Origin of the sequence: Dysgonomonas sp. 521, assembly GCF_010501055.1 — a bacterium.
Classification (GTDB): domain Bacteria; phylum Bacteroidota; class Bacteroidia; order Bacteroidales; family Dysgonomonadaceae; genus Dysgonomonas.
The window spans coordinates 1-24,777 of the sequence record NZ_QVMO01000010.1 but is presented as its reverse complement, the minus strand read 5'-3'; the positions used below and the strand labels follow the sequence as shown (position 1 = coordinate 24,777).

The window sequence follows — 24,777 nt, the reverse complement described above, 5'->3', positions numbered from 1 at the left end:
ATTTTTCAATAAATAAAATTATTATTGGTATTTTTTTGAGCCATTCTAACTAAGAAAATCAAACAAAAGCTTGCTATAAAATTTAAACAGTTTCGAAGTAACAGTTACAAATAACATTTCAAAATACTTAAATGGAATAAATTATGGAATTACCTTTTGCTGAATCCTGGAAAATCAAAATGGTTGAGCCTATTCGTAAGAGTACACGCGAGGAGCGCGAACAATGGCTGAAAGAAGCCAAGTACAATATGTTTAAATTAAGGGCTGAACAAGTATATATCGACCTGATTACCGATTCTGGAACAGGTGCCATGAGCGACAGGCAATGGGCGGGTATGATGCTTGGCGACGAAAGCTACGCAGGCGCGGCCTCATACTACAAAATGAAAGATACCATAACGCGTATTACGGGATTCGAATACGTGCTGCCTACTCATCAGGGACGTGCTGCCGAAAACGTACTTTTTTCTTGCCTCGTAAAAGAAGGCGACGTATGTCCGGGCAATTCACACTTCGATACCACGAAAGGGCATATTGAGTCCCGAAAGGCGGTTGCTCTGGATTGCACTATCGATGAAGCGAAAGATACCCAACTGGAGATACCGTTTAAGGGAAATGTAGATATAAAGAAACTGGAGGAGGCTCTGAAGAAATATGGAGAGCATATACCTTTTATTATTATAACTATTACAAATAATACGGCCGGAGGGCAACCTGTTTCGATGCAAAACCTACAGGAGACGCGTATGCTAGCCAATAAATATGCCAAGAAGGTAATTTTCGATTCAGCCAGATTCGCAGAGAACGCCTATTTTATAAAAACACGTGAAAAAGGGTATGAAAACAAAACGATAAAGGAAATTTGCGACGAAATGTTTTCTTATGCCGACGCCATGACGATGAGCGCAAAAAAGGATGCGATAGTGAATATGGGCGGCTTTTTTGCGACAAACCTTAAGGAGTGGTACGATGCTGCGAAAGTAAAGGGAATTGTTTATGAAGGATATATCACTTATGGCGGAATGAGCGGGCGCGATATGAATGCTTTAGCCATAGGTTTAGAAGAAAATACTGAATTCGACAATCTGCAAAGCCGCATCAAACAAGTGGAATATCTGGGGAAGAAGCTGGATGAATATGGCATACCATATCAACGGCCGGCCGGAGGACATGCAATATTTGTAGATGCCCTGCAGGTACTTACACACGTGCCTAAAGAACAGTTTCCGGCGCAGACTCTGGCGGCAGAACTATATCTGGAAGCAGGTATCAGAGGATGCGAAATCGGCTATTTATTGGCTGACCGCGACCCTGTGACCCGCAAGAACCGTTTCGATGGATTGGATCTGCTCCGTCTGGCAATTCCCCGGCGTGTGTATACCGACAATCATATGAATGTAATAGCTGTGGCTTTAAAAAACATTTTCGACCGCAGGGAATCGATAACCAAAGGCTTTACGATAACATGGGAAGCTGAATTGTTAAGGCATTTTACAGTAGAATTGAAAAAGGCTGAATAGAATAGGTAATAGATAGAAAGCAAAACCTCCCGGAATTAATTTTCGGGAGGTTTTATTTTTTTATTCTAAAATTATCTCTTATAGGAGGTCTTTGAAATATTTGTGTGAACAGGCAAAAAAGTAACATCGCAAACTTAATCAAAAGGCGTCACTTTTGTCACTTTTTATAGTTTGACAGACTCCTTTATAATGGTTTATTATCTGTATTAAAGGTTTCGAATGTATTATCGGAATAATATATGATTATTTTTGTCACTTTTCGTTCAGGCACTTTTTGATATACAATTGTTTGATTTATAACATCTTCGGATACATTTGTAGCCTTCTCAACTACAATTTCTTTGCGATACTCGGGGTCAGGCTTATCCGCAGGCTTAGATATTTCATTCTGTGAGAATAAATCAGGTTGATTTACATTTGTATACACAGAAACAGGAGCAGTTGTATTTATTTTTTCCTGACGAGCCTCGGATTTATACATGCTACCATCTCCGGTTAGCAACCAGTCCGGATTAATATAATCCATCTTAGATAAGATACGGGTAACGACATCCAGACTTGGATTGTTACGTCCGTTTAAAATATGGGATATTACAGCACGGCCAAGTTGCAGTTTATCGGCAAAAGCAGATGGCGTCAACTGTTCGTTATCCATTATAAGCTTAATCCTGTCCTTCATATTATTGTATATTACTATTACAAATGTAAATCATATATTTCACAAATGGAAATTATATTAGTTTATATTTGTAAATAACAAATGTTGCGTAAAACAATACAATTGTATAGTATCATAGTGTTTACATTTGCATACACATTAAATACTTACTTTATATAATTGGATTAATATACTGATTTATAAACTAGTAATCATCAAATAGAATAGGATCATAAGCTGTATTAACGGTAAAAGGATTGGATAGTGATAAGATTTAAATTAAAACTTCCTTTTTATAACATATATAACTGATTATTAGTATATAAAAAGCAATAATTATTGAAAATTAAGCTGTTTACATTTGTTTGTATAGAACGTGATAAGCAGTAAGTATACGATTGTATTTTGATTGAGATTTGTACTATTTACAATTCGTTCAGTGCATATATGTATACAATCTGCCGTGATTCCGATTGTTTACATTTGTAAAACAGCCTTATGTTATACAAATGTAACTTTTATGATAGATTCTGATAGTTAAACTATAAATAGATAAAACACATGTATCGCAGAATGAATTAATTGAAGTATCTTTACAACCATAACGAAAATATTAAAACTATGAGGAAGATATCATTATTTGTGCTATTTTGTTTTCTCTGCGAGATTCACATATTTGCCTGTACAAATTTTTTAGTCGGTAAATATGCGTCTGTTGACGGATCTACTATGATAACATATTCAGCAGACTCCTATGCCTTATTTGGCGAATTATACCATTGGCCTGCTAAAAAATATGCTAAAGGAGAAATGCTGAAAGTTTATGAATGGGATTCTGGTAAATATCTGGGAGAAATAGCCCAGGCTTCGCAGACCTATAATGTGGTAGGCAATATGAATGAATTTCAGGTAACTATCGGAGAAACTACTTTTGGCGGACGAGAAGAACTTACCGACCCTGACGGTATCATCGACTATGGCAGCCTTATCTATATCACTTTGCAACGGGCAAAGACGGCGAGAGAAGCAATCGGTATAATGACTGACCTTGTAGCCGAATACGGATACTATAGTGGTGGCGAATCGTTCTCGATAGGCGATCCGAATGAAATATGGGTATTGGAAATGATTGGTAAAGGCAAAGGGAACAAGGGTGCCGTATGGGTAGCCGTGCGCATACCTGACGACTGTATATCAGCCCATGCCAACCAAGCCAGAATACAACAATTCCCGTTGAATGACCCTCAGAACTGCATATATTCCAAAGATGTGATTTCTTTTGCAAAGGAAAAAGGATACTATACTGGTAAAGATGAAGATTTTAGCTTTGCCAAGGTATATAATCCGCTCGATTTTGGAGGACAACGTTTCTGTGAAGCCCGTGTCTGGAGCTTCTTCAACAGATACAATAAAGATATGGCGAAGTTTGTAACTTATGCGCAAGGTAAAACACAAGATCCTATGCCACTGTATATTAAACCGGACAAGAAACTATCCCTTGCCGATATACAGGATATGATGAGAGACCATTATGAGGGTACAGAACTGGACTGGACAAATGATATTGGTGCAGGACCGTTCAAGTCTCCATACCGTTGGGCTCCGTTAACATGGAAATCTGATTCGGTTGAATATTGTAATGAACGTCCTATAGCAACTCAGCAAACAGGATTCGTATTTACGGCACAGATGCGCTCAAGGCTACCTAATCCGGTAGGAGGAGTACTTTGGTTCGGTACGGATGACGCGGCCCAGACGGTATTCACACCAATATATTGTTCTATAACCGAAGTACCTGAATGCTATAGAGAAGGCAATGGCGATTTGTATACATTCTCATGGACTTCAAGCTTTTGGATTCAAAACTGGGTATCGAACATGGTATATAACAAATACGACTATATGCATCCAGACTTAGCAAAAGTACAAAAGGAACTGGAAAGTAAATTCTTTGAAAACCAGGAATCTACGGAAAAAGAAGCTATGGAGTTATATAAAAAATCGCCGGAACAGGCTGTTCAATTCCTGACTAAATACAGTGAAACCCAGGCGCAATACGCTTTCGACAGATGGAAAAAGCTGGGAGAATTCTTGGTTATCAAATATATGGATGGTGTTGTCCGTAAAGAAAAAGACGGGGAATTTACCCGAAACGAGTACGGAAAACCTTCTTCACCACAGCGTGTCGGATATCCAAAAGATTTCTATCAACGTGTAGTAAAAGAAACCGGAGACAAATATAAGGTTTTGTACTAAAAACTATAAACTAAAAGCCCCTCCCGAAATGAGGGGCTTCTCGTAAAATCAAAATTTGATAAGATTATATGCCCAAAGGACTAACATATAGTTTCCTTTTCCTGATAAGCATAGTTATACTATTTGTATTAAGCTTATTTCTTGGCTCTGTACCAATACCGGCCAAGGCTGTTTTTCAAATATTGCAAGGAAATGAAGTTGAAAAACAGGCATGGACATATATAATACTCGAATCGCGCCTTCCACAGGCTATCACAGCCCTGTTTTCGGGTGGTGCAATAGCTGTTTCCGGTTTATTACTACAGACTGCGTTCAGGAATCCTTTGGCCGATGCCGGTATATTAGGTATCAGTTCGGGTGCAAATCTGGGAGTTGCTCTCGTTATTCTTTTAATCGGCAATAGCATTGGTTCGGTAGGCGGGTTTGATTTTTCCTATTCGATGAGCATAGTCCTCGGTGCTTTTGTAGGAGCCGCCGCCATCCTCTTTGTTATTATGGGATTTGCCTCTATTATAAGGAATAACGTTATGTTACTCATTATCGGTATTATGGTAGGCTATCTGACGTCTTCCATCATATCCATCCTTAAATTCTGGAGTACCACCGAAGATGCCTATTCGTTTATGATATGGGGAATGGGCGATTTTTCCGGAGTATCTATGGAGCAGCTGCCATTCTATTGTATAGTAGTTAGTATAGGGTTAGCATTATCTTTGCTCTTAATTAAACCACTGAATGCTTTGCTTTTAGGAGAAAGATACGCAGCAAATTTAGGAGTCAGTATAAAAACAATCCGGTTTCTGCTTTTGCTTTGTGCAGGACTAATTACAGCTATAACATGTGCTTTTTGCGGGCCTATAGCATTCATCGGATTGGCTGTCCCGCATATCGCAAGGCTGTTATTGGGGACGTCGAACCATAAGTCATTGCTTCCCATTACCATATTAGCCGGTTCTGCGATGGCATTACTATGCAATCTGATTTGCATATTGCCGGGGGCAAGCGGAGCACTGCCTTTAAACGCCGTTACACCTATTTTCGGAGCGCCGGTAATTATATATGTAATTCTAAATCAGAAGAGAATCCAATATTTTAATTAAGGCAAGTAATGAATGAAGTAGTAATAAAAGCTCAGAATATAAGTATCGGCTATGCCAAGTCGAAGCAGATCAATGTACTTTATGAAAATCTTTCATTCAATTTATATAAAGGAGAACTTGTCTGCTTAATTGGTGCTAACGGAGCCGGAAAATCGACACTATTACGTACGATAAGCGCTTCGCAACCAGCGCTGAAAGGAAATATACTCTTTGATAATCAGAATATTACCTCTTTGTCAGAAAAAGAATTATCGCGACAATTAGGGCTTGTATTAACAGATAAGACATCTACGGGAGGGCTGCTGGTCAGGGAATTGGTTGAACTGGGACGTTATCCGTATACAGGATTCTTCGGTCAGCTAACTGATAAAGACAGAGATATTGTCCGGAAAGCCATGCAGGATGTAGGTATCTCGCATAAGGCACAATCATATATGGCCGAACTATCGGATGGAGAAAGACAAAAAGCAATGATAGCCAAAGCATTGGCACAAGAATGTCCTGTCGTATTATTAGATGAACCGACAGCTTTCTTAGATATAGAAAGCCGCATTGAGATAATGAACCTACTACACAATCTGGCTATGTATCAGGATAAAACGATATTGCTTTCGACACACGACATCGATATGGCCTTGCTCCTAGCCGACCGATTATGGCTGTTATCCAAGGATAAAGGACTAGCTTCGGGAGTAACTGAAGACATTATATTTTCTGGAAAAATGGATGGCTTCTTTAAAGGCGAAAACATTGTATTCGACAGATATACAGGGAATTTCTTACCCAAAAGAGCCAATGATAAGAAAGTACATCTGAAAGCTCATGGCATATTGTATCATTGGACAAAGAATATACTGGAAAGGAACGGCTTTTCTTTAGCGAAAACCGGAGATGAAAACGTCCTATTTACAGTTTTATCACAAGAAACACCCCCTTCTTTTTCTATTGTTAAGAATAATAATACGATAGAACTATATAGTTTTGAGCAACTTGCAGCTTTCCTAAAGGATATGGTAGCCGAAAGTTAGATATCTTATCTACGTTTCCTTGCCATATCTATACGAAGGAAGATAAACAACAAAATGGTAAAGCCCCACAAGGATGACCCCCCATAGCTAAAGAAAGGAAGAGGGATACCTATTACAGGCGTTAAGCCGATTACCATCCCTATATTTATAATCACATGGAACAAGAAAATACAGGCAACGCAATAGCCATAGACCCGCCCAAATGTACTTTTCTGTCTTTCAGCCAAATAGAACAGCCGTAATATCAGCGATAAAAACAACAACAGCACAAATATCGAGCCCACAAAGCCCTGCTCTTCGCCTACTGTACAAAATATGAAGTCTGTATCCTGTTCGGGTACATATTTCAGTTTGGTCTGGGTTCCATTCAGATAACCCTTGCCTAAAAGCCCTCCTGAACCGATTGCTATCTTAGATTGATTCACATTATAACCAGCTCCCATCAGGTCGTCCTCCATGCCAAGAGTGACCTTTATACGCATCTGTTGATGGGGTTGCATCACATCGGTAAAGATATAATCAATGGAACTGACAAAAATAAGGCTTCCTATTGCAAAAGCAGCAGTCAACAGGTACACTTTAGACCAATGTTTCTTAGCCAAGAACAGAAGATAAATAACCAAGATTCCTAAAGCGGCCAAAGATATGATCCCAAAATCGATATTTACGCCTGATAAAGAAATGAGATATGGGATACCAAATAGCGTGCCCAATCCCAGTATAATATTCCGGGCGGCTGGCTTGTCTTGCCTATAACTGAGTAATAATGCCGCGCATATCAGTATGACAAGTATAATCGTGATAAATTCGCCTGTCGAGATTATACCTACATGCGTTTCAGAGTATTTTAGGCCTACAACAAAGAAGACAACCGCGGATATCCCCAAAAATAAGATAATTCCGGGCAATCCTTCCCTATACAACATCAGGATGAAAACAGTATAAACAAGAGCGGATCCTGTCTCCTTCTGCATAATAATCAGAAGCATAGGCACTATAATGATACCAGCTACTGTAAACAGGTTCTTAGTTGTAAGCAATTTGAAATTATAACTACTGAGAAGCTTTGCCAGAGCCAAGGCCACGGCAAATTTGGCAAATTCGGCGGGCTGTATTTGTATCGAATCCGTTATTTTGAGCCACGAACGGGATCCCCGGATATCTGTAGACAGAAAGATAGTGGCTATAAGAAGTAAAATGAACACTATATAGATGTAATATCCAAGTATGTCGTATAAGTTACTGTCTAGCTTTAATATAATAAAACCAAGCACGATAGATGTACCAATCCAAACCAATTGCATCCCTGCCCTTCCCGAGATATCAAACATACTGGTAGTACTGCCATACTGATAACTTGCACCATATATGCTGAACCAACCGCAAAATACCATTATGAGGTACAATGCAATTGTAAACCAGTCTATACTACTCTTTATATGCTCTTCTTCCCTTCTGTACATCGTTCTCCTTAATTATCTTCGGGGGTTAATGAAAATGGTTGTATAGACGCACTCCCCTGTATTTCTCCGCCTGATTGCATTGTAGATGAGCGGCTAGCATCATTTACCCTGTTGTTCCTGTTCCAATTCAGGAATGTTTGAGGTAATATGGTTGTATTTACAATCCTGTCTTCTATATACTTATCTCTGGCCGGAACCTCTCCTTTCAGGTATTTCTGCAACATCAACCGGCCAATAGGCACACCGAATGTGGCTCCAAATCCGGCATTTTCGACAATCACGAATATAGCGACCTGCGGATTATCCTTCGGTGCAAATCCCATAAAGATAGAGTGGTCTTTTCCATGAGGGTTTTCGGATGTACCCGTTTTACCACAAACTTCTATCTCAGGCAACAGGTTTGCTCCACGGCATGTACCTCCTGTGACAGCACGAGCCATACCTTCAACTATCGACTCGTAATGTTCTTTCTTGATGCCGGTATAATGCGGATTGGTATAGGTTTTATCCAATGGCGTATCTTGTATCTCGCGAACGACATGCGGAACAATATAGTGCCCCCTATTCGCTATTGTAGCAGCTAAATTGGCTACCTGAAGAGGAGTTGCGGTAATTTCACCTTGCCCTATTGCTATTGAAATAATGTTAGCAGGACTCCAGTTCTCCCGTTTAAAAGCTTTTGTATAAAACTTGCTATTAGGGATAAAGCCCCTTTTCTCTGAAGGTAAATCGATGCCTAACGGATAACCGAAACCCATATCTACCATATGATCTTTCCACACATCGAAGGCATTCTGTATATTACCGTATTTTTTATTATTCAGCATAGCTGTAAGGCCATAGCAGAAGTAAGAGTTGCAAGAAGTCGCAATTGCAGGTATCAATGGTAAAGGTGAACCATGCGCATGGCACTTTGGGCGTCCGCCTAGTGGTGGATAACCGCCTGCACACGAATACATCGTATTAGCAGTAATAATATCCTCCTGTAAAAACATTAGACCCTGAGTTGTTTTAAAAGTGGAACCCGGAGGATACATGCCCTGAATCGCTCTATTGTAAAGCGGCTTTAAGGTGTTATTTTCCAATTCTTTATAACTCTTTATAAAGTTACGTCCCAATAGCATAGACGGGTCGTAGGTGGGAGATGTTACCAGACATAATACCTCACCTGTGGATGGCTCAATCATGACAATACTGCCAACCTTATTTTGCATCAGGTGTTCGCCGTATGCCTGTAGATCAATATCGATAGATAAAGTCAGATTCTTCCCTGATACAGGCGATTTGTCATATTTTCCGTCCTCATACCGTCCTTGTATGCGCCCATGAGCATCGCGCAGTAATACTTCAATACCTTTTTCGCCTCTCAGATATGTTTCGTATGAAGATTCAATGCCCGATTTTCCACCATAATCTCCCCTTACATAGTAGTCATCACTTTCCATCTGCCCTTTGCTGACTTCGGCTACATAACCTAACAGCAATCCGGCATTGTGATAATTATATTGGCGAAGCGCTCTGTTCTGAATAAAAAATCCGGGGAATTTATATAGTTTTTCCTGTAACAACCCGCTTTCCTGAATCGTTAATTGCGTCATGAATGTTTGCATCGTATATGACGAATAACCGGGATTTAAGCGTCTGTCTTTTATTTCTTCTATGCGCTTATCAAACTGTTCCCTTGTAATATTCAAAGACCTGCAAAAATCAAGTGTATCGAAAGGCTGGACTTCCCGTGGAATATATACAATATCGTATGTCGGTTGATTGTACACCAATATGCGGTCTTTCCGATCTGAAATAACGCCTCTGGCTGGATACAACGTCCTGTTAAAGAACGCATTGCCATCAGCCGAATCTTTATATTCGGTATTCAGTATCTGCAAATTAAATAACTGGGCTGCATAGATAAGGATTATCAGGCAAGCTATCCCTCCCAGAATATATTTTCTTTTCGAGAAATCTAGATTGTCTTTTGCCATGAGTTTTTCTTCTTAAAAGAGAAACCTTCGAATGCAAATATCAACAAAGATGTGAGTATAGTCGACAACCCTATTCGCAGCAGAAGTATTTCGAGGTTGAAATATGAAAAAGATTCGATGGAAATGAGTACAATGTGATGAACCAGCGTCAGAAAAACAGCATACTTGATAAAAGCACCTCTTAATAAAGAGAGGCTCGGCGTCTGTTCGGTATAGTCATCAACCATAAAGAAAAGTCCTTGTATAGGCCTGCGGACAAGGCCCGCCAAAGTTGCGGCAGCAGCGTTTATACCCGGAGTATTGCAAAATATATCGATAAGCAATCCCATCAGGAAACTGAATAAGAGTACGAGATTCTTATTACTGCCGATAGGTAATTTTATAATAAAGTAAACATACACAAAGGGAACACCATAACCAAGAAATGAAATCCGGTTAAGGACTAATACTTGTAATAAAACAAGTAAAACAAACATGATAACATACTTGATATTACTACTTTTGAACATTCTTTATTTTTTGTTCTAATTCCTTATGCTCTTCGTCTTTACCTCCTAACAGGAGAACACTCTTTAACGCGCCAAAATCGGTAGATAATTTGACCTTTAAAGAATAAAAATTATCATTCGTTTCGCTCTTAAAATCCTCAATTATCCCCACAAATATGCCTTCGGGAAAAATATCGGAGAAACCACTGGTAACAATCGTGTCTCCTTTTTCAACCTTCTCATATTTAGGGTATTCAGTCAGGTTGGCATACCGGGGATCTCCTCCCTCCCATACCAATGTACCGGCTGTATTGGAATTCAATATCTTGCAACTAAACCGGCTATGGGGATTAAGTACCGGCTGTATGACCGCATAGTTAGGCGTTACATCCCTTACTACCCCCACTATACCCTGCTGGGAAACAACACCCATATCTATTTGCACTCCGTCGTTTTTACCCTTATTGATAATAATGAAGTTATATATCTGGGAAATGGTATTATTCTCTACGCGTGCAATGATATTCTGTTGTTTTAGTACGCCCAACGAGTCGGAGATAAAGGCATTAGTCTTTAATGAATCATTTTCCAGATCATATATATAATTCTTAAGCCCGGCTATTTGCGCCTGTAACTCCGCGTTCTTTATCAATAACTCCTGATTCTCTGTTCTCAGCCCAAAATAGGATAAAAAGCCTCCCGATATAGCATACACTCTTCCGGTAACTTCATTGGAAGAATTAAAGAACACACTCTTCTGAAAAGAGTTTGTACTGAATATAAAATAAAAACAGATTATTTCAAGAAAAATAAAAGTAAACCAATGGCTGTTTTTTCTTAAAAAATTAATCAGGTTATGCATTATCTGTAATTATCTAGAATAATTGCTTTGTCTTCCGGTTAACCTACTGTTACCTGCTTATAATAAACAAGATACGAGGCAACCTGTTATTAATTGGTTATTTGCAAAATGTTAAAAAGTGACAAAAGTGACACTTATTTTATACATTCTCCGTGTTACTTTTCTACTTTTCTAAAAATAGTGTACCTATACATTTACATACCTGTACCTACTTCTTATATTAGATAATTCTATTCTTAAATAATACAAGAAAATGCTGTACAGTTTGTCGTATTATCGCATCAGGAAGTTAAATTTCTCAATATTCTTTAAAGCGATACCTGTACCTTTGGCCACAGCATGAAGCGGATCTTCGGCCACATGGAATTCGATACCGATTCTATCCGAAAAACGCTTGCTCAGGCCTCTTAACAGAGCGCCACCGCCTGTAAGATAGATACCGTTACGTACAATATCGGCATACAATTCAGGAGGAGTTTGCTCCAACGCGCTCAGAATAGCAGAGTCCATTTTAGATATTGATTTATCGAGGCAGTGAGCCATTTCCTGGTACGAAACAGGAATATCCATCGGCAAAGATGTCATTCTGTTAGGCCCATGTACGATAAAATCCTCAGGTACATCTTCTTCCGGTAATTCGGTCAATGCTGCACCAACAGCTATCTTGATATTTTCGGCAGTACGTTCCCCCACTTTGATATTATGCTGGCGTCCCATATATTCCTGAATATCTTCGGTAAGGTCGTCTCCTGCAATCTTTATCGATTTATTAGAGACAATACCACCCAGAGAAATTACGGCAATCTCGGTAGTACCACCGCCTATATCTACGATCATGTTCCCTTCGGGCGCTTCCACATCAAGGCCAATACCCAGAGCTGCTGCCATCGGTTCGTAAATCATATACACATCGCGCCCTCCGGCATGCTCGGCGGAGTCTCTGATCGCACGCGTTTCCACCTCGGTACTACCTGATGGGATACAGATTACGATCCGTAAAGACGGGGAGAAAAGACGGCCTTTATTGTTAAACATCTTTATCAGCCCGCGAATCATTTGTTCGGCCGCCGTAAAATCAGCAATAACACCGTCTTTCAACGGACGTATGGTACGTATATCTTCATGGGTTTTACCATGCATTTGCCTGGCCTGTTCCCCTACTGCTATTACCTTTCCGGTCTTTCGCTCTAAAGCCACTACTGATGGCTGGTCTACAACAATTTTGTCGTTATGGATGATAATGGTATTGGCGGTGCCAAGGTCCATTGCAATTTCTTGTGTAAAAGAGAATAATCCCATATCTGTTTATATTACCGATTTTAATAAATACTCTTAATGTTTAAAATGACGGATGCCTGTCATAACCATAGAGATATTGTGTTCGTTACAATATTCGACTGACAGGTTATCTTTTACTGACCCTCCGGGTTGTACCACTGCTGTAACGCCTACATTTCCCGCTATTTCCACACAATCGGGGAAAGGGAAGAATGCATCTGACGCCATCACTGCCCCTTCCAGGCTGAATCCGAACGAATTAGCTTTTTCAATTGCTTGCTTCAAAGCATCTACACGCGATGTCTGTCCTGTACCGCCTGCACAGAGTTGCTTGTTTTTTACCAGAATAATGGCATTGGATTTAGTATGTTTTACTAATTTATTTGCAAAAAGCAGATCTTCTTCTTCCGTTCCCTGCAAAGCCCTGTTGGTCACAAGTTTTAAATCGGAGGAAGACTGTATGCTTAAATCCTTATCCTGAACCAGAACGCCATTCAGTAATGAACGGAATTGCTTATCTCCCTTCAATGGCTCTTTCTGAACAAGAATAATACGGTTTTTCTTTTGTTCCAATACCTCTAACGCATCTTTATCATATTCCGGGGCGATGATGATTTCGAAGAAAATCGTATTGATTTCTTCTGCCGCAACTTTGTCTATCTTTTTGTTGCTGACAATAATACCACCAAATGCCGAAACCGGATCGCCTGCTAAGGCATCTTTCCATGCTTCAACGACTGTAGGCCGCGAGGCGATGCCGCACGCGTTGTTGTGTTTCAAAATAGCTACGGTTGTCTCGTCAAACTCACTGATAAGGCTCACGGCAGCTTCTATATCCAACAGGTTGTTATATGATATTTCGCGCCCATGCAATTGCTCAAATAAAGCATTGAAGTCGCCATAGAAAAGCCCTTTCTGGTGAGGATTCTCGCCATATCGCAAATGCATGGCGTTATCTTCGGCATAACGGAAGGCTGTTCCTTCGTTGTTATCCATATAGTTGAAAATAGCCGTATCGTAAGACGATGAGACGGCAAATGCTTCTTTCGCAAAGAATTTACGGTCTGCAATATCCGACTTGCCATCTTTAGACTCCAATAAGTCCGCTAGTGGCTGGTATTGACGTTTCGATGCAACAATAAGTACATCTTTGAAATTCTTAGCCGCAGCGCGGATTAGTGAAATTCCGCCTATATCAATTTTCTCTATTATATCTTGTTCGTTTGCGCCTGATGCAACAGTTTCTTCGAAAGGATATAAATCTACGATAACCAAGTCTATTTCGTGTATATCGTATGCTTTAATCTGTTTCATATCTTCAGGCAGTTCCCTCCTGCATAATATCCCGCCAAAGATTTTCGGATGTAATGTCTTTACACGTCCACCTAAAATAGAAGGATAACCGGTCATATCTTCTACCGCGTCACAAGGAAAACCCAGTGATTCAATAAAATTCCGGGTTCCTCCTGTCGATATAAAGCGAACTCCTAATTCATTTAACTTTTTTAAAATTTCATCCAATCCATCTTTATGATAAACTGATACTAGCGCTGTTTTAATTTTTTTTTCTGAAGACATGGTGTGTTAATAACGTATTTTTAGGGGTACAAAGTTATAAAAACTATTGTTATTACTAGCCGTTTTTAATATAATTTTTGATGAATAAATTATATATTGAAAACATCTTTGAAATTCACATTTTTTCGCATCAAAAGCTCTTATTTAGAGCCCAGAAAAAAAATCTAAATATGCAATCAGTTACACGTTTCTTCGTACGGACATATATCGCGACCTTCGAGTTGAATCGTCACATGTTTTATCCCGAATTCTTTATTTATCAGCTGCTTTGATTTTTCCAGAATTAAATCGCGATCGGAGTCCGGTCCAACCTTCAAATGTACTGTCATCACCGAAAAATCGGATGTAATCATCCAGATATGCAAATCGTGTATATCCACTACCCCGTCTACCGATTTCAGGAGGTTTATAACTTTTTCATAATCAACATCCGACGGCTTAGCCTCCATCAGTATATTGACGGATTCCTTCAATACATGCCATCCACTATAAAGGACTAACAAAGAAACAATCATACTGGCTATCGGATCTGCTATATACCAGCCAAACAACATGATGAGTATGGCGGCAACAATAGCCCCTACAGAGCCTAACAAATCTCCTATAACATGCAGAAAAGCGCTTCTGACATTCAGGTTTTCTTTCGTTGAGCCTTGCGAATGGAGTATATATGCCACAATAACATTAATGACAAGCCCGATAATAGAAATTGCCATCATCCCCTGCCCTATTACATGAGGCGGTTCTGAGAGCCGGTCGATAGCTTCCTTGAAAATAAAGATGGCCAACAGCACCAGAACAATGCCATTTAATAATGCTGCTAATATTTCGAAACGTTTATAGCCGTACGTTTTGGAGGGTGTCGCAGCCCTTGCGCCAAAGATAAGGGCGCTTAAACTAAGGCCGAGAGCAACGGCATCGCTTAACATATGGCCGGCGTCGGAAATCAGCGCCAGGCTGTTTGTCAGGTATCCTCCTATAAATTCAACAAACATGAATCCGGCAATCAGGAAGAAACTGATGGTTAAGGCCTTTTTATTGGCATTATGGGTATGATTGTGTCCTCTATGTGAATGAGAATGCCCATGACCGTGGTTCTGTTCTTCGTTGTCATGATTATGTTTCATCATTTATTGTTATTTAGAATTATTAAAAATAAAAAAGCAAGGGTAAAGTTACATCTTTTTCCCTTGCTTTAAATATTTTAAAGTATAAATTTACTTACTTAGAAACTGTTTAAATTTTATACGAATATTTTATTATACCTTTTTCTTCGTTCATTTTTAGTCTGTTTTTGGCTGTTTTTTCCTTTCTCTCAACTCAAATAGCCCGCTATTATCGTTTCGAGAAAAAAAAAATCAGCTCTAAAACAGCTCTAAAAATTTGAACGAATAAAATTTAAACAGGTTCTTAGTCATTCATTGAAATGAGGAACTCTTCGTTATTTATTGTTTTCCTGAGCCTTCCTTCGAGGAACTGCATCGCTTCTACCGAATTCATATCCGACAAGAAGTTGCGAAGCACCCACATCCTACTAAGTGTATCATTATCAAGCAACAAATCATCCCTACGCGTACTGGATGCAATGATATCCACTGCCGGGAATATACGTTTGTTTGATAACTTACGGTCAAGCTGAAGCTCCATATTACCTGTACCTTTAAATTCTTCAAAGATAACGTCATCCATTTTAGAACCTGTTTCTGTCAGGGCTGTAGCTATAATGGTCAACGAACCGCCGTTTTCGATATTACGAGCCGCACCAAAGAAACGCTTAGGTTTATGTAACGCATTGGCGTCAACCCCCCCGGTAAGGACTTTGCCCGAAGCCGGCTGCACAGTATTGTAGGCACGAGCCAAACGCGTAATAGAGTCAAGTAAGATAACAACATCGTGCCCGCATTCTACCATACGTTTTGCCTTATTCAATACTATTTCGGCAATTTTCACATGGCGGTCTGCCGGTTCGTCAAATGTAGAAGCAATCACTTCCGCATTCACACTACGCTCCATATCGGTTACTTCTTCCGGACGTTCATCTATCAGAAGCACAATCATATACACTTCAGGATGATTGCTTGCGATAGCATTTGCAATGTCTTTCAACAGTGTGGTCTTACCCGTTTTAGGCTGGGCTACGATGAGCCCACGTTGTCCTTTCCCTATTGGTGAGAATAGATCAACTACCCTGCATGACAAATTATCGTTTCTTCCCTTCGTCAATTTGAATTTCTCATCCGGGAAAAGAGGTTTCAGATGGTCGAAAGGCACACGGTCGCGCACTTCATCGGGTGTACGTCCATTTATCCTGTCCACTTTTACAAGAGGAAAGAATTTTTCGGATTCTTTCGGAGGACGAATTGGCCCTTCTACGATATCTCCTGTTTTTAACCCAAAGAGACGTATCTGAGATTGGGATATATATATATCATCGGGCGACGACATATAATTATAATCGGATGAACGAAGAAAGCCATATCCTTCAGGCATTATTTCGAGCACTCCTGTAGCAGATAGAATACCTTCAAAGTCGAAAGATTTTTCCTGTGGCTGGTTATTTTGCTTTTGGTTTTGATTACTTTGTTGAGCCTGCTTTGTTTTTACAGGGCTTTCCGGAATTATTTCTACGGCAGCAGCTTCCGCATCTACTTCTAAAGGGGATAACAAAGGTAGCCCTGGAACGGGCTCCTCAACCTGAGGTTCTCTCACTTTATTTGAGCGGAATACCAGTTGAGTAGGTTTCACTACTGTAGGTTGTGGCTTAGCCTCGGCTACAGGTTTTGCTTCTTTTTCTTCTGTTTTTTTAACAATTTCTTTCTGGGGGGCTTTTTCCTTTTCAACAGGAACTTCTTTCCTCTCTGCTACTACCGGAACTTCTTTTTTTACTTCCTGAACCTTCGGCTGCGGCTCAGGTTTTGGTTGTTCTTTTTTTGTTGGAGTGGCGGTAGGTGCAGATTGTTGTTGTGCAGTTGAAGGTTGTGCTGTTTGTTTTGTTTGAGGCTTGCTCTTAGCCTTTTCTTGTTTATTCTTAGCGGCAGATTGAGATTTTTTTTGTTGTTGCTCTATTCTTTCTTCGCTTTGATAACTTTCAGAATTTTTGTTTTTAGCTTCTAAAATAGCCTGCTCATCAAGGATTTTGTAAATCAACTCATCTTTTTTATATGCATCGGGACGTCTTATCCCAAGCTCTTTCGCGATGGTTCTTAATTCGATAGTGAGCTTTTCATTAAGCTCAAGAATGTTGTATATACGCATGTATATCTATGTTAAAATAATAAATTTATAATAAATTTTTATGAATTTAGGGGCAATGCCTTTGTATAAAACTTGTAATATTTATGGAACTTTTAATTAAAGAAGATAATAATTTAAGGTTATTATCTAAGGTCAAAATAGTTTGCTGATGGCTTTTTTATGGCATCTATCCAATATTGCCCACTGATTTTATAGGGGATAACCCTCTCCTATTTATTCAAATATAAAAACAATCCGGAATAAACTCGTGCAAAGATAATAAAAGAAATTAATTTGAGACATACCTTTTCTATTAAATTATTTGTTTGATCCAAATATTTTCTTTTTCCTTAGGTCTATGAATACCGCAATATAATATAGATGTATCAGAGTTAATAATGCGAATCAGTATTTGCTTTTGTTTAAATTATATGTTCAATTACATTAGTCGTTTTGCGAGACTCGGCATAACATGAATTTTTAATTCAGTTCTGCCCTCGCTACTTAAAACGTTCTTTTATTTTTTATCCTGCGCGCAATCACAGATTGCTTACCTTACTTTTGGCCAAAGCTCCAAAAGTAAGCAAAAAAGCATTGCGCCCCGCTTCGCCGTACGACCCACCATCGGTTTGCCGGCTGAATGAAGTGATGAAAGATTCATCATTCTACAGATTGGGAAATCTTGCTTAAGAGCGCCCGCACTTCATTCTACGCCGCCTGCACCGGGTGGGTACCCCGTACGCTTGCTAACGGCGCTTGCTGACGCCTGATTTGCAGGGTCTATCCTCTGTCTTGACGTTGCGTTGCGACTCCGTGCATCTGTTCCGCAGGCGGGGTACCCACCCGGTGCAGACGGCGTGAAACTGGATGTTGTCCGAGCCGCAGGCGAGTTTCGTCCCGTTTAGCCGGCCAGCCGTTGGTGGGTCGCCGAGGGACAAAGCACTAGCCTTTTGCTTCCTTTTGGGCAATGCCAAAAGGAAGCAAAAGCCCGGGAGGGCGTGGCAGTAGGGAGCTTCGGCCAAAAGTAAGGAAAGCAATCTGTGATTGCGCGCAGGATAATTGAACTATTATATTATTCATATTTTCAACTACTGATTGACATGAATAATAAATGCGAATAAAAGCATGTCTTCGCAGGAGGTAAATAATAAAATCAATGTCATTCGCCTCTTACGGAGGCGTTTTTTCCTTGCTGTTCATTTCACGTTTTTTACCCGTGGTTATCCATATTAGCCCACTTCGTGGGCATGGAACGCTGAACAAGTTCTGGTTATAAAACAGGAAACAGCTTTGAATATCAGACTGGATATAATTTAAATAGTTTACGGAATATTTAAACATTTGATTATCAACATATATCAACACAACTTATAAAAAGGTATATTGATTCTTTAAATTAAAGGTTTATCTTTGTGCCCCATAATAATAAACTTCATAAATCTCAAAAAATAACATGATAACCGATATTGAAATAGCAAGAAGTATAGCTCTCGAAAATATAAATAATATTGCCGGAAAGATTGGAATATCATCTGAAGATATACATAATTATGGGAAGTATATAGCCAAAATACCGGTTTCCCTTATAAACGAACAAAAAATAGTAAAGAGCAACCTTATTTTGGTAACTGCTATTACCCCAACTAAGGCCGGCATAGGTAAGACGACAACGTCTATTGGGTTAGCTTTGGGATTAAGCAAGATAGGGAAAAACGCTATTGTAGCTTTGCGCGAACCTTCTTTAGGGCCATGCTTTGGTATGAAAGGCGGTGCAGCAGGAGGCGGGCATGCACAGGTTTTACCAATGGAGGATATTAACTTGCACTTTACAGGTGATTTTCATGCTATAACATCGGCTCATAATATGATTACGGCCTTATTGGATAATCATCTGTACCGGAACAGAGGAACGGATAGATTCCTGAAAGAAATAGTATGGAAAAGGGTTTTGGATGTGAATGACAGAAACCTGAGATATATCGTTTCCGGACTGAATGGCGCTGCAAATGGCGTACCTACCGAAACGGGTTTCGAGATTACTCCTGCATCTGAAATTATGGCGATCTTATGCCTGTCAAAAGATATTGACGATTTGAAACGAAGAATCGGCAATATTATACTTGGCTATACTGCCGATAATAGTCCGTTCACAGTAAATGACCTTGGTGTTACCGGGGCCATTACCGTGTTGCTAAAAGATGCAATAAATCCAAATCTGGTGCAAACTACAGAACATTCGCCTGCTATAATACATGGTGGACCTTTTGCGAATATTGCTCATGGATGCAACTCTATTGTAGCTACTAAGATGGCGATGTCGCATGCGGATTATGTAATTACAGAGGCAGGGTTCGGGGCAGACCTGGGTGCTGAAAAGTTCTTTAATATCAAATGCCGTAAAGCGGGAATATCGCCAAAACTTACCATAATAGTAGCTACAACACAAGCTTTGAAAATGCATGGCAATGTACCATTGGAGGATATAAAGAAAAAGAATACAAATGGCTTAATTAAAGGCTTTGAGAACTTAGACAAACACATTGAGAACATAAAGTCTTTCGGGCAAACAGTTGTTGTTGCATTAAATAAATATGATTTTGATTCGGATGAAGAAATCCTGTTAATAAAGAATCATTGTATGAAACTGGGTGTAGGTTTTGCCCTGAATGAATCTTTTGCTAAAGGAGGCGATGGCGCCATCGCTTTAGCTGAAAAGGTCATGGAACATATAGATTTAAAACCCTCGCAAAGATTGTCTTACACATACGATGATACAGATTCGATAGAAATTAAGATAAAGAAGGTAGTTACAAAGATATATGGTGCGGCGTCTGTTTCCTTTAGCAGCAAAGCAAAGAAAAAAATGGAACAAATAAACAGGATGAAAATAAACCACTACCCTGTTTGTATTGCCAAGACCCAGTATTCTTTTTCAGACAATGCCAATATGTATGGCGCCACAAAAGGTTTTGAGTTTACTATAAACGATATTGTCATAAATAACGGCGCTGAATTTATCGTCGCTATTGCGGGGGATATTATGCGTATGCCCGGTCTGCCAGCAGAACCGCAAGCGAAGCATATAGATATTATAAATGGAAATATTGAAGGCCTTAGTTGAGCCTTTAATATGAGATTTTATATAACGAAAGAGGCTGTGTAAAAAGTCAAAAAAAAGAATAATTGCGATTGCGGGCTTTACGCACAATACACTTACAATGCACACTATATCCTTGTAGATTTCGTATCAGGTACGGAATGGCAGGCTTTTGACACACCCTCTTAAGTATTTGTGAGATTCTGCGAATTGGAGCCTAGTTGTTGATTGTTGACAATCAGAAATTTATACTTTGGAGATCTGTTATCATAGGCCGGCGTTTATATTTCTTTCAACAGCCTTTCCAATTCTTTTATATCGTTTTTCACTCTTGCTGTTTCTGTTTTCATTATCAAGCACCATTTTAATCCTTGTTTATATACAAATACAAAACTCGGCGCCCATCTTCTTGTCCGAATTTGTATAATTTCAAAATCGTTAAAATGCTGTCTGTCTATCACAAATTCAAGCTCATAATCTAATTCTGTTCGATTAGTCCAATAATCGTGTAGGAATTTGTCTTCTGCAAGTTTTTCAATTACAAAATCTCTTTCCAATGTTGCAGAAAAATACGATTTTTTACCGATTTGAAATTGATAATTTGTTACATTGTCTCTTGAAATCGCAGTCAATATCCATGGCGAAGGAACTTTTTTAATCGAAAATCCAAAATCCGTTGTTAACTCATTAAGTTTTATTCGCTGTTCTGCCTGTGATTTCTTGGGTTGTATTTTCGATATTTCAGGCTTTTCCAAATAGTAAAACTGTTCTTCAACATTTCCAAGAATTTCGCAATCACAATATCCACCATATTTCCTAAACCACTCTTTAAGAGAAATAAAATCAAGTTTTTCCTTTGCACAATATTTTTCAAGTAACGATAAATTGCCTGCACACTCGGTTTGGGTTAATTCATTGTCAAGAAAATCAAAAAGCGGAAGAAAGTCCGTTTCCTTCATGGGTAACGATTCTCTAAACTCTCTCATCTCTTTTTCTTTAAATGCCTTCTTCATTGCTTTCTTGTCCATATATTTTGTTTTAGTTCGTTGTTACTACGTCTGCCAAGCTTGCACCCAATATCACACACGCAACTTGGCGTTTGGGCAGGATTTTCCGCACAAAGTTTCAAATTACCCGCTGTCCCCCGTCTGACGCCAAACCGCTTGTTGTGTGTTGGCATTTTTATTTGTCTGACTCTTTACTGTTCTTTATACTATCTAAATCTATTTGCCGATACCTTCCACCAACAAACACAGAGATAGAGACATAAGGATTATTCCATTCATTTGGTAAATTAATATTACAGGAAATGCTGTCATTTGTTTTATCATTTCTTGCTTCAAAATGATAACGGTCTAGGTCTTTTTCATTATTTCTCCACCGCTCTATCTTTAAATCATAATTATTTGAAAATTGCTCAAATAAACTCCAAATTTTCTCTACATTTTCTTTCTGTAATACCACTTCTGCAAAATATCCGTATCCGCTTCCTCCTCTTTTTTTAAACCCATTCTCATCTGTTTGATATACATTTATGCACATTTTTCTCTTTTCCCATTCGACGTTATTAAATGGGATTTCAGGCGATATTGTCTTTATAAAGTCAGAAATATCCTCTTCCCATATTTTTTTTGCAGATTCAAATGAGATATTTTCAAATGCAGGTATAGATTTATAGTGTCCGTTCATTTCCTCGTTGTCATTCATTTTCTACTATTTTTTATCATAGACTTTTTTCGCTATCTGTTTTGTGTCCGTCAAATTTTCTGTCTTTTCTTGTATTCTAAGTTCGCTAAGATTCATTTCCAATTATCTATTTACTCGTTCATTGTTTTCATTTATTCCAAAATATTCTAACCTATATTTGTTTCGTGCATCTTTGTCAAGTAACAGAACTGTTTTGGGGCGTTCAATCCCTTTGAGCAACATTTCATCATAATATGTATCTTTGTACAGCACATTCCACGGTTTCAGTCCGTAATAAGCATTACATAAATCTAGTAATGTAGAATCTCCTGAGAATACTTCACTCTTTAATTCTTTCATACTCGCGAGAAGCTCTGCATTTAATAAAACTTTGAATGTTTTATTGCTTAAATATTCGTTATCTGTATTTTCAACAGCAATTACTCTACTTGCTTTTAATTTATAATTCTGGGATGGGTGAAATCCCCCGCCTTTAGGCGGAGAAATTATATATTTGTAAAAATATAATTTTTATGCAAACATATAAAAGTGGTTCACACACCCGCTATGACATCAAATATCATATAGTTTGGATAACTAAATATCGGCGTCCGGTTCTCGAAGGTTCGGTTGCCGAACGAACCCGCGATTTGATACGTCAAATATGTATACAAAATGAAGTAACTATCATCAAAGGTCATGTTTCAAAAGACCATATACATATCTTAGTATCCTCTAACCCAAGTTTGTCCATCAGCCGTTTGGTTCAAAAGCTCAAAGGAGCCAGTTCTCATAAGTTGTTTCAAGAATATGCTCATCTTCGTAAGCAATATTGGGGACAACACTTATGGTCACGAGGTTACTTTGTAGCCACTACTGGAACCGTAACCGATGAAATCATAAAAGAGTACATTGCCAATCAGGACAATGAATTACCTGACGATGATTTTCGGATAGGTTCTTAAGAAGACTTAAAGTCTTTCTCTGTTAGATGGCTTTAGCCTTAATCAGGACTTTTAGTCCGTTATATAACCCACCGCCTCTTTAGGCGTGTGGTAATTTAGTTCCTTTTTTGTCAGATTGTCAATTATCTCTGCTACTTTAAAAATAGTATCTGCACTTCGACTGTCAATATGCGTATTGTCCGCTTCGTAATCAATGTTCGGCTTTGGGTTCAAATCTGAACACTTTTTCAGTTCATTTTTCAGTATAAAAACTGCTTCGGATTGGCATTCTACTCCAAAAAGACTTGTCAAATCTTGGAAAATTGAAAAATATCCAATCGTTTCGTTTGGAAGTTCAATTTCAACATTTCCGTATTTTATGAATTCATTCATTTTGTTTCATTTTTTGCTGTCGCCCAATGGCAGGTAACGTCTGGCGTATTGGCGTAGTGCGGGGGTACACGAATGTTCGCGCCCGCATTACAGCAAACCGCTTGTTTGTGGCTGGTGTTCATGCTTTTATCGTTTGAATATAACATGTAAGCTATCCTGATATTGTTGATTTTTCAATGTATAAACATGTAAAATTCATTTCTTCAAGTTTTTTGGCTGTTTCTTCGTTACACATCAGCCAAGTATTTTGATAACTTTTTTTTCCTGTCCCGTTTATGCGAAAGACATTGAAGAAATCTGTTTTTGAAGTTATAGGATTCCGCACATCAATATATTGGTCTGAATATAAGTGTACCAAATCTACTTCTTTTTCAGGCAACCATTTTGCCTTTTTTAATCTTGGTTTTCCTGTGGACAATGTTTTCTCAAGCGGATTTTCAACCCACATTACTTCGTTAAATTTCAATCCTGTAAATTTCTCAGTAAGTAATTCTGCAATGTGTCTGTGTGTAAAAATTCCTTCTTGAAGTGAAGCGTCTTCACCATAGCAACCGATAAAGGCTCCAACTTTTGAGCCGACTACACCATAAGCACTTTCGTGCGACCACATTACTTGTGTTTTTTTACATTGGGTTGGTATCTCCAAATGTTTTTTCCCTTTCCAAGTTACCGCAACAGTAACATAAGAAAAATCGTCATCAACCACTGATTTTACATCTAATTTATAGGCTGTTATTGAACTCATAATTTCCTTTTCACGATTTTATTTGTTTCTTGTTTTACGCACTTTGGCGAGCTTGCCACTAACGGACGGCGGCTGTTATTTACCTGAATATCATTAACTTTTTCGATCGCAGATCTACCAATGCTGCCAGGAATCTTTCAATGCTAAAATCAAGGCTTTCAGAACGCAATTCAGAGGGGTAAGAGATAAAGCTTTTTTCTTGTTCAGATTAACAAAATTATATGCATAAATTTAAAATCCCTCAACTTTTTTCATTGATCCTGAAATTTATACTTTTAGTCCTTCCACCACAGAGGACGTAAGTCTTTGGACATTGAAGGAATAGACATTTTCTTTCAATAGCGTCCTAAATAAAAAGTGAGAGGTTTTCGTTTTCTGTTCCTTAAAGTTACCTTTGAGGTGCAACACAAAAAACGAACCTCTCATGGCAAAAATAACATTATTCGCTCAAATTCTTAGCAAACT

Annotated in this window: 21 protein-coding genes and 1 pseudogene; 8 read left to right on the top strand and 14 right to left on the bottom strand. The window is 38.8% G+C overall.

Annotated elements, in window-relative coordinates; genetic code table 11:
• Positions 1 to 143 precede the first annotated feature (143 nt).
• Positions 144 to 1,520 carry a tryptophanase gene (locus D0T84_RS05160; protein WP_163306679.1) on the top strand — a complete coding sequence of 459 codons (1,377 nt, stop codon included), beginning with the start codon at positions 144 to 146 and terminating at the stop codon, positions 1,518 to 1,520.
• A gap of 184 nt (positions 1,521 to 1,704) precedes the next feature.
• On the opposite strand, the gene D0T84_RS05155 is transcribed toward D0T84_RS05160, so the two are convergent.
• Positions 1,705 to 2,199: a helix-turn-helix domain-containing protein gene (locus D0T84_RS05155; RefSeq protein WP_163306677.1), complete on the bottom strand. Its 495-nt coding sequence runs from the start codon at positions 2,197 to 2,199 to the stop codon at positions 1,705 to 1,707.
• 600 nt (positions 2,200 to 2,799) lie between these two features.
• Here D0T84_RS05155 and D0T84_RS05150 point away from each other — a divergent pair.
• From D0T84_RS05150 to D0T84_RS05140, 3 genes are all read left to right on the top strand, one after another.
• On the top strand, positions 2,800 to 4,434 hold the full coding sequence (locus D0T84_RS05150) for a C69 family dipeptidase (RefSeq protein WP_163306675.1): 1,635 nt from the start codon (positions 2,800 to 2,802) through the stop codon (positions 4,432 to 4,434).
• Positions 4,435 to 4,502: 68 nt separating this feature from the next.
• On the top strand, positions 4,503 to 5,534 hold the full coding sequence (locus tag D0T84_RS05145) for an iron ABC transporter permease (RefSeq protein ID WP_163306673.1): 1,032 nt from the start codon (positions 4,503 to 4,505) through the stop codon (positions 5,532 to 5,534).
• Between the two features lie 8 nt (positions 5,535 to 5,542).
• Positions 5,543 to 6,562, top strand: coding sequence for an ABC transporter ATP-binding protein (locus tag D0T84_RS05140; protein WP_163306671.1), 1,020 nt, complete (start codon positions 5,543 to 5,545; stop codon positions 6,560 to 6,562).
• Positions 6,563 to 6,567: 5 nt separating this feature from the next.
• On the opposite strand, the gene rodA is transcribed toward D0T84_RS05140, so the two are convergent.
• The 8 genes from rodA to rho form a co-directional block, all read right to left on the bottom strand.
• Positions 6,568 to 8,025 (bottom strand): rod shape-determining protein RodA, encoded by a 1,458-nt coding sequence (gene rodA / locus D0T84_RS05135; protein ID WP_163306669.1) that lies wholly within the window; start codon positions 8,023 to 8,025, stop codon positions 6,568 to 6,570.
• Positions 8,026 to 8,033: 8 nt separating this feature from the next.
• On the bottom strand, positions 8,034 to 10,007 hold the full coding sequence (locus D0T84_RS05130; protein WP_163306667.1) for a penicillin-binding transpeptidase domain-containing protein: 1,974 nt from the start codon (positions 10,005 to 10,007) through the stop codon (positions 8,034 to 8,036).
• Positions 9,989 to 10,516, bottom strand: coding sequence for a rod shape-determining protein MreD (gene mreD, locus D0T84_RS05125; RefSeq protein ID WP_163306665.1), 528 nt, complete (start codon positions 10,514 to 10,516; stop codon positions 9,989 to 9,991). Before mreD ends, D0T84_RS05130 begins: the two co-directional genes overlap by 19 nt.
• On the bottom strand, positions 10,503 to 11,357 hold the full coding sequence (gene mreC, locus D0T84_RS05120; protein WP_163306663.1) for a rod shape-determining protein MreC: 855 nt from the start codon (positions 11,355 to 11,357) through the stop codon (positions 10,503 to 10,505). The genes mreD and mreC overlap by 14 nt, the downstream gene beginning before the upstream one ends.
• A gap of 273 nt (positions 11,358 to 11,630) precedes the next feature.
• Positions 11,631 to 12,656 carry a rod shape-determining protein gene (locus D0T84_RS05115; RefSeq protein WP_163306661.1) on the bottom strand — a complete coding sequence of 342 codons (1,026 nt, stop codon included), beginning with the start codon at positions 12,654 to 12,656 and terminating at the stop codon, positions 11,631 to 11,633.
• Positions 12,657 to 12,689: 33 nt separating this feature from the next.
• Complete coding sequence (purH, locus tag D0T84_RS05110; protein WP_163306659.1) at positions 12,690 to 14,213, bottom strand: bifunctional phosphoribosylaminoimidazolecarboxamide formyltransferase/IMP cyclohydrolase; 1,524 nt, start codon at positions 14,211 to 14,213, stop codon at positions 12,690 to 12,692.
• A gap of 176 nt (positions 14,214 to 14,389) precedes the next feature.
• Positions 14,390 to 15,343 carry a cation diffusion facilitator family transporter gene (locus tag D0T84_RS05105; RefSeq protein WP_255495215.1) on the bottom strand — a complete coding sequence of 318 codons (954 nt, stop codon included), beginning with the start codon at positions 15,341 to 15,343 and terminating at the stop codon, positions 14,390 to 14,392.
• 280 nt (positions 15,344 to 15,623) lie between these two features.
• Entirely contained in the window at positions 15,624 to 17,468 is a 1,845-nt protein-coding gene (rho, locus tag D0T84_RS05100; protein ID WP_163306657.1) for a transcription termination factor Rho, read from the bottom strand.
• Between the two features lie 540 nt (positions 17,469 to 18,008).
• Between rho and D0T84_RS22820 the strand changes: the two genes are divergently transcribed.
• Both D0T84_RS22820 and D0T84_RS05095 read left to right on the top strand, forming a co-directional pair.
• A complete protein-coding gene (locus D0T84_RS22820; protein WP_255495214.1) occupies positions 18,009 to 18,137 on the top strand; it encodes a hypothetical protein in 129 nt (42 codons plus the stop codon).
• Positions 18,138 to 18,900: 763 nt separating this feature from the next.
• Entirely contained in the window at positions 18,901 to 20,568 is a 1,668-nt protein-coding gene (locus D0T84_RS05095) for a formate--tetrahydrofolate ligase (RefSeq protein ID WP_163306655.1), read from the top strand.
• Positions 20,569 to 20,825: 257 nt separating this feature from the next.
• Here the strand turns inward: D0T84_RS05095 and D0T84_RS05090 are convergent, their stop codons facing one another.
• The 3 genes from D0T84_RS05090 to D0T84_RS05080 form a co-directional block, all read right to left on the bottom strand.
• The gene (locus tag D0T84_RS05090) at positions 20,826 to 21,572 is read right to left on the bottom strand and encodes a DUF2695 domain-containing protein (protein ID WP_163306653.1); all 747 of its coding nucleotides are present in this window, start codon (positions 21,570 to 21,572) and stop codon (positions 20,826 to 20,828) included.
• A gap of 154 nt (positions 21,573 to 21,726) precedes the next feature.
• Positions 21,727 to 22,251, bottom strand: a complete 525-nt coding sequence (locus D0T84_RS05085; RefSeq protein WP_163306652.1) for a hypothetical protein — start codon at positions 22,249 to 22,251, stop codon at positions 21,727 to 21,729.
• A 102-nt stretch (positions 22,252 to 22,353) separates the two neighbouring features.
• Entirely contained in the window at positions 22,354 to 22,590 is a 237-nt protein-coding gene (locus D0T84_RS05080; protein ID WP_255495213.1) for a hypothetical protein, read from the bottom strand.
• 173 nt (positions 22,591 to 22,763) lie between these two features.
• Between D0T84_RS05080 and tnpA the strand changes: the two genes are divergently transcribed.
• Entirely contained in the window at positions 22,764 to 23,195 is a 432-nt protein-coding gene (gene tnpA, locus D0T84_RS05075) for an IS200/IS605 family transposase (protein ID WP_163306650.1), read from the top strand.
• Between the two features lie 51 nt (positions 23,196 to 23,246).
• Here tnpA and D0T84_RS05070 read toward each other — a convergent pair whose 3' ends face one another.
• Both D0T84_RS05070 and D0T84_RS05065 read right to left on the bottom strand, forming a co-directional pair.
• On the bottom strand, positions 23,247 to 23,567 hold the full coding sequence (locus tag D0T84_RS05070) for a hypothetical protein (protein ID WP_255495211.1): 321 nt from the start codon (positions 23,565 to 23,567) through the stop codon (positions 23,247 to 23,249).
• A 151-nt stretch (positions 23,568 to 23,718) separates the two neighbouring features.
• Positions 23,719 to 24,312 (bottom strand): hypothetical protein, encoded by a 594-nt coding sequence (locus D0T84_RS05065; RefSeq protein ID WP_163306648.1) that lies wholly within the window; start codon positions 24,310 to 24,312, stop codon positions 23,719 to 23,721.
• An 80-nt stretch (positions 24,313 to 24,392) separates the two neighbouring features.
• On the opposite strand from D0T84_RS05065, the pseudogene D0T84_RS05060 reads away from it, so the two are divergent.
• Positions 24,393 to 24,541, top strand: a pseudogene (locus D0T84_RS05060) (transposase); the annotation flags it as partial.
• Positions 24,542 to 24,777: the final 236 nt, after the last annotated feature.